The 5704-nt window shown below is 32.9% G+C and carries 5 protein-coding genes and 1 pseudogene; 4 read left to right on the top strand and 2 right to left on the bottom strand.

The window, feature by feature from the left end; genetic code table 11:
• Positions 1-220, bottom strand: a 220-nt coding sequence (locus tag KI356_RS16655; protein WP_212935933.1) for an ArsR/SmtB family transcription factor, incomplete at its 3' end; no start/stop codon positions are given.
• A 477-nt stretch (positions 221-697) separates the two neighbouring features.
• Between KI356_RS16655 and KI356_RS16650 the strand changes: the two genes are divergently transcribed.
• Together KI356_RS16650 and KI356_RS16645 are read left to right on the top strand one after the other, a co-directional pair.
• Entirely contained in the window at positions 698-2317 is a 1620-nt protein-coding gene (locus KI356_RS16650; protein WP_212935932.1) for an FAD-dependent oxidoreductase, read from the top strand.
• A 206-nt stretch (positions 2318-2523) separates the two neighbouring features.
• Positions 2524-3108, top strand: coding sequence for a TetR/AcrR family transcriptional regulator (locus KI356_RS16645; protein WP_128282354.1), 585 nt, complete (start codon positions 2524-2526; stop codon positions 3106-3108).
• Between the two features lie 361 nt (positions 3109-3469).
• Here KI356_RS16645 and KI356_RS28215 read toward each other — a convergent pair.
• Positions 3470-3698: pseudogene (locus KI356_RS28215) on the bottom strand (hypothetical protein).
• Between the two features lie 262 nt (positions 3699-3960).
• Between KI356_RS28215 and KI356_RS16635 the strand changes: the two are divergent.
• Entirely contained in the window at positions 3961-5088 is a 1128-nt protein-coding gene (locus KI356_RS16635; RefSeq protein ID WP_128282353.1) for a serine hydrolase domain-containing protein, read from the top strand.
• 245 nt (positions 5089-5333) lie between these two features.
• On the top strand, positions 5334-5704 hold a 371-nt coding region (locus KI356_RS16630; protein ID WP_212935931.1), incomplete at its 3' end, for an agmatine deiminase family protein.

Here is a 5704-nt window from a genome sequence, read left to right as displayed (position 1 = left end):
CTTCTCGTAAAATTTTAAGATGATGTGATACTGCTGGACGGGAAAGGTGTGTTTGCTTCGTGATTTCTCCTACACGTAATCCTGTTTGACATTCCGTTTCCATTAGCACTAACAAAATAGACTGACGCGTTTCATCACCAATTGCCAATAATACTTTTTGAGAATCAATAAAATCTTTTTTTATAATATTTAATTGTTCTTGTTTATTCATTTCAATCACTTTGCCTCCTGGTAATTAGTCGAAAGGTTTAAGATGATGAACCATTACATCGATACGGTAATGCTACATGATTGTTGTATGAGGTGCAATATTGGGAAAGAAAATCGAGACGAATGAATTTATGTGTATTAAAAATTATGGAGTATTAATTATAGAGAATAGAAAAGGGGAATGTATTTCTAAAAAAAATAAGCGGTGTAACCCCATATAACATATAGAGCTACGACCGCTTATATTGTTTTTATTATTTCCGATGTCTACGTCAGAAAATAGTTCAATGTAAAGTAGGTTCTTCTGTTTTAACCTTTCATACACACACAATTTAGGTGAATTGTAGATGTATGAAAGGTTAAAAGTAATTTGGGGCGTAATCTATCTATATGATAATTTAAAATGAAATATAAGTCTATATCTTTGTTGTTTTTTTGATTATATTTATGACACTGAGCTCAGAACAATGATGTGGAGGGTAAATATATGAAATCGAATTATGTACCAGTTTTAATTGTTGGAGGGGGATTATCTGGGTTAGCGTCTGCGTTATTTCTTGAAAAACATAACATTGAGTACTTACTTATTGAAAGGCATCCGTCTACTGCTATTCATCCGAAAGCAGGCGGGCTTACTTTACGTACAATGGAGTTATTTCGAGAATTAGGCTTGGAACAAAGAATTAAATTGGCAGGTAAAGCATTAGAGAACTGCCGAGGAAGAATAGCAATTCATACAATAGCTGAGGCGAATAAAGAAGAATTGGAACAAATGAGAGCGACTCAATACGGAAACGATGAAAAGTTACTTCAAAAAATAGAAAAGATTAGTCCATCAAAACAAACTGCTTGTTATCAAATTATTTTAGAAGAGATGATGTTACAAAAAGCTAAAACATTAGGCGGACAACTATCTTTTTATCATGAATTAGTTTCATTTGAACAAAATGAAAACGGGATAATAGCAACGATTCGAAATCGTGAAACAGAAAAAGAAAGTGTAATACATTGTGACTATGTAATTGCAGCGGATGGAGCGAAAAGTAAAATACGTGAGCAGCTAGAGATTGGTACTGAGGGACGAGGAACAATCGGTGGCTATTATATGAATATTTATTTTGAGGCAGATTTAAGTGAATTTATAAAAGGAGACGCATTCGGTTTTACCATGATAGTACATCCAGACGTTCTTGGTGCGCTTATTCCCGTCGATAACATGAGTAAATGGATTTATCATGTAGCTTATGATCCAATAAAAGGCGAGGGACCAGAGGATTTCTCTATAGAACGTTGTAAACAAATTATTCAAACAGCAATTGGAAGCGCGAAGGTTGAACCAAAAATATTAAGTGTTTTACCGTGGGAAGCGGCCGAAAGTACGGCGATAAAATTTCAAGATAATCGAATCTTTCTAGTTGGCGACTCTGCGCATATTATGCCGCCAACAGGAGGATTTGGTTCAAATACAGGAATGCAAGATGCGCATAATTTAGCTTGGAAGTTAGCTGCTGTTATAAAAGGGAAAGCAAAACCAAAATTGTTAGAAACATATCATGAAGAGAGATACCCTGTTGCAAAATTAACGACAGCTTATGCGAGTAGTTTACTATTTCGTGCTGCCAATAGAGAGGAAGGTAGTTTGAATAATATGGACGGTTTAGCTGTTACAGTTGGATATCAGTATTGTTCAGAGGCGATTATAGATGATTCAGTCACTCCACATAGAATGGATAGCGTAGAGTTGAACGGAAGACCTGGAACGCGAGCGCCACATTTATGGGGAATGTATGAAGGGAAGAAAGTTTCTATACTAGACTTATTCGGTAACAGTTTTGTATTACTTACAGGAGTAGAAAATAGTTCTTGGGCTGAAGCAGCACATACTGTTTCAGCTAAATTAGGAATAAATATAAAAGGGTATCGTGTTGGCTTAAGAGGAGACTTTATTGCTCAAGAAGATATTTTTAGCAAATTATATGGTATAGAGAATGGCGGAGCTGTATTAATTAGACCAGATGGCTTTATAGGATGGCGTTCGGCAAAAGAGGTATCAAATCTAGATACAGTGCTTAACGAAGTAATGAACCATTTATTGTGTAATTTTTAAGTAACTAGGAAGAATTGTCTTATATAAGACAATTCTTCGATTTGCACTCAACTTACAAAATAAAAATATTGTAAGTTGAAAAAGGGTGTGTTAATCTTATAACCTAATTGAAATAGTGATTTTTTGCACTCAACTTACAAATAATAAAAAATGTAAGTTATTATTAAAATAATATTATTATGTAAATAAATTGGACGGTGAGAAAAATGACAGATAAGGCATTAACGAAAAATGTTGTTTTAGATGCAGCGGAAAAAGAGTTAATGACATATGGATGGAGTAGGACGACACTTGTTAGTATTGCGAAGTCACTTGATGTTAGTCATGCAGCTTTATATTCTTATTTTCGGAGTAAGGCTGCACTACGCGATGCTATTTTAGAAAGGTGGTTGTTCAAGTACTCGGATCAGCTTGAGAAAATTGCTGGAAAAGATGGAGAGACGTCAATTATTTTACAAGAGTGGTTCTTTTATTTATTTCAGCTTAAAAAGAAAGAGCTACTTGAAAACGAAGAATTATTTACATTGAATAGTTTGTTAGTGCAGCAAAAGAATAAGGTGATCCAAAAGCATGAAGAAAGATTAGTTGGGCAACTGGAGAATGTGATAAATCGTGGGATAGAGCGCAATGAGATTGAAAAACAAGATAGTTTGTTTTTAGCGCATACTTTATTTGGTCTACTTTCATCATTTTATCACCCTGCTTTTTCTGAGAGATGGAAAGAAGAGAGGATAAACGAAGAGTTTCAAAAGTCGTGGGAGATTGTTGCCTGTGGCATTTTTCAAAAGTAAAAAGTTACGTATCATATAAGGCTTTCAAATAGTATGAGAAGGGGAGATTATTATTGCCGCCAGCTGCTTTAGCATAAAATACAGAAGAATGCTATAAATCTATGATAATATACCGTTAGTTATGTTTTATCTATATAATGAAATGAATATAAAGGGCTGAGCGTCACGAGAAGAAAAGGATACACATATTCATGGATGAGTATAGCTGCATTACTAAGCGTTTCAGCGGCAAGTTTGTGTAAAAGTAAAAGAATATTAAAAATGTAAATTTTTTATGAAGAAAATCTAAAGAAATGTCATGGGAGTGACATTTCTTTTTTTATATGCTGTATAATCAATTTAGAAATGAGATTCGTTTTCATTAACGCTCATTTCCTCTTTTGAAATTACCTGTAATTTTAGCCATAATAAGCTGTTTTTCTTTTTCGTTATTAGCCCGATTTATTTTGTTTTAAAAATTTTTCAGCGTCATTTCCTTTTAAAGTTATAATTTATTTTTCGTAATATTCAATTAATTATATGTTATTTTTTGTTACTCGATAATGAAACATCATATCATCTAAACGATTGCGTTTATCGGTCTTTTTCAAATTGCCACCTCCATTTTTGTTAATGTGTAACAAATGTTACATAAAAAATTTTAATTAAAGTTGAATCTATCCGATTGTAAGGTGGAAATTTTGTAAAAAAGAACTACAATAGAGAGTAGTTAAAATTTGAACGTTAGAAAAAAGGAATCTAGTTTACTATGAGGAATAATAGAGTAGATAGATTATAAAATATAAAAAAATAAAAAGATATAGAATAGAATGGAAAAGTATAAAGTGAAACTAGATAAAAGAGGGTTCCCATATGTTTAAGAAATGGTTAATCGTTTTCTTTGTTTTTGCTATTTTTTGTGGGAGTGTCGCTGCACTCATACATGCAAATAAAGAAAAGAAATACAGTTTGAAGGCATTTTCAAATTTTGAGGATAAGGTTGGAAATGATAAGCTGAAAGTTGATGCAAATCAGCAAAACCGTTATAATATTGCAGCAACGAAACTCGATCAATATTTAAAAGATAAAGGATTTAACGGAACGGTTCTCGTAACAGATAAAAATAATGTAGTTTTACGAAAAAGCTACGGGTATGCGAATGTAAAAGATAAAGTTTTAACAACGCCAAGAACAAAATATCGCATCGGTTCCATAACAAAAACAGTAGTTGCAATATCTATATTACAGCTAAGAGAAAAAGGGAAATTGAATATAGAAGATAATGTGAATAAATATATTCCATCGTTTCCGGCAGATAAAAATATTACGTTAAGAAATTTGTTAACACATACTTCCGGATTACCAGAGCAGGGACAAGGTGGTGTTGATGCAGCATCACGCTTAAAGTTAGTAACATGGATTGGATCTCAAAAGCTTGAATTTCCTGCAGGAACGGGATGGAGATATACAGATTATAATTATATGGTGCTTGCGTATATTGTAGAAAAGTTATCGAATAAACCGCTTTCTGAATATGTGAAAGAAAATATTTTTACTCCTGTTGGGATGCATGAATCTGGGATGGGGGCAACTTTTCCTGGAGATATGTTTTTAGCAGAAGGGTATACGAAAAAAGATAATGAGTTAATAGCTACGCCTCGTTTAAAAATGAATTGGCTATATGGTTGTGGTGAAATGTACACTACTGTTGATGATATGAAAAGGTTAGATGAGGCAATTATGGATGGTAAGCTACTTTCTAAACAAAATTTATTAGATATGTTTACTGTATCACCCGCTAGGAAGTATGGATTTAGTTTCTACATTAATGCAGATTATAATCATAATCATGGAGTATTAGCTGGATGGAACACATTTAATAATTTTAATGGAGATAAACGGATTTATGTGATTCTTTTCTCTAACGTACAAAATGGAATGAACGATGCATTTAATCAAGAGTTTAGAAAGATGGCGAAAGATTTAATAGAAGGAAAATAAGTGTTCAGTATGTAATGAAAAATCGGTATGGATAATTATCCATACCGATTTTTTGATTTACATTGTTTTTTAGAATTTAAATGATACAAATGGTAAAAATATGATGAATGAATTATATGTATGTTATTAAAATTATGTTAATAATAGCGGAGACTAATTGGTATTTTTTACATTAAATAAAAAACTTGAGCTTCACACTATGTGAAGCCTTACATTATTGGAGACAAGAACAGGAGGTTGGAAAAATGAAAAAAGTAGTGAAGCTTTGTTTAATAAGTGCATTATCTACAGCGATTATTAGTGGATGTTCTTTTGAAGGGAACAATGAAAATGCTAAAGGGAAAGAGAATGGAAAAGTAGAGGTACAGAAAACCGTCGGGAAATATACGATGCCCGATGAAAAAGATAAACATGAAGGTACATGGCTGCAATGGCCTCATGAATACACATATGGTGAAGAGTATAAGCAGGAAGTTGAACCGATTTGGGTTAAGATGGCAAGTGCTTTAACTGAGGGTGAGAAAGTCCACATTGTTGCATACGATGAGGAGGAGAAAGAGCGAATCAATAAGCTTTTAATAGAAAAAGGACTGAATATGGATAAAATTGATTTCTT

This window comes from Bacillus hominis (assembly GCF_018332515.1).
GTDB lineage: Bacteria > Bacillota > Bacilli > Bacillales > Bacillaceae_G > Bacillus_A > Bacillus_A hominis.
This window is presented reverse-complemented; position numbering and strand designations above follow the sequence as displayed.